The sequence below is a fragment of the Winogradskyella psychrotolerans RS-3 genome (genome assembly GCF_000427335.1).
GTDB lineage: Bacteria > Bacteroidota > Bacteroidia > Flavobacteriales > Flavobacteriaceae > Winogradskyella > Winogradskyella psychrotolerans.
The window spans coordinates 1-639 of record NZ_ATMR01000161.1; the positions used below are offsets into that span (position 1 = coordinate 1).

At 40.1% G+C, this 639-nt stretch carries 1 pseudogene; it reads right to left on the minus strand.

Going from position 1 to position 639, the window contains the following annotated elements:
• Positions 1-272 (minus strand): annotated as a pseudogene (locus ADIWIN_RS21490) (hypothetical protein); the annotation flags it as partial.
• Positions 273-639 lie beyond the last annotated feature (367 nt).

Below are 639 nucleotides of genomic sequence, written 5' to 3' on the forward strand. Positions count from 1 at the left end.
TGATCAGGGGACTCGCAATTGTCGGACTTGCCCCCGTTGCCACCGCCCCTGTGTGCCTTGTATTTATGGGTAAAGGCTTTTGGAAGAGGAAACTTCGTTGAATCTTTTATCCTCACCCTGTTGAAACGGGAAAGCAACCCCCCAAAATCTTTACAAGTATTAAATTCGGCGGAAAGTAGCCGGTCTAGTATCCGGCGGAAGAAAAGTACGGCTCGGTCATTGAACCTGTCATCAATTGCCTGTTTTGTGATCCCCAGCTCGTATTCCTCCATAAGATCCGAACACACATCCATGAGGCTGAAAGATTTTCCTAAATGATGGGAAAACATCAGGCTCTCGAAAAACAGGTGGGGCTTGAGTTTGGATTTTCTTTTGGAAAAACCTGTTTCCTTGGCAAGGCAGTCAATGATATCCGGGTTGAAAGATAAATTAAATTTTTCCGCTAAAACTCTAAATTTTACTGGTAATTTTACTTGAATTTTGGTCTTTTAGATGGAAATTATATGTATATTTAACTAGGAAAAACAGGGAGGATCAGTGGGGATTGCGTTTTTTGAATTAAGAAAACAAATACCAATAGATATGAAAAAAGGAACAAAGATCCCAAGGGGGATCTACGTTTTATTTAATTAATTGATT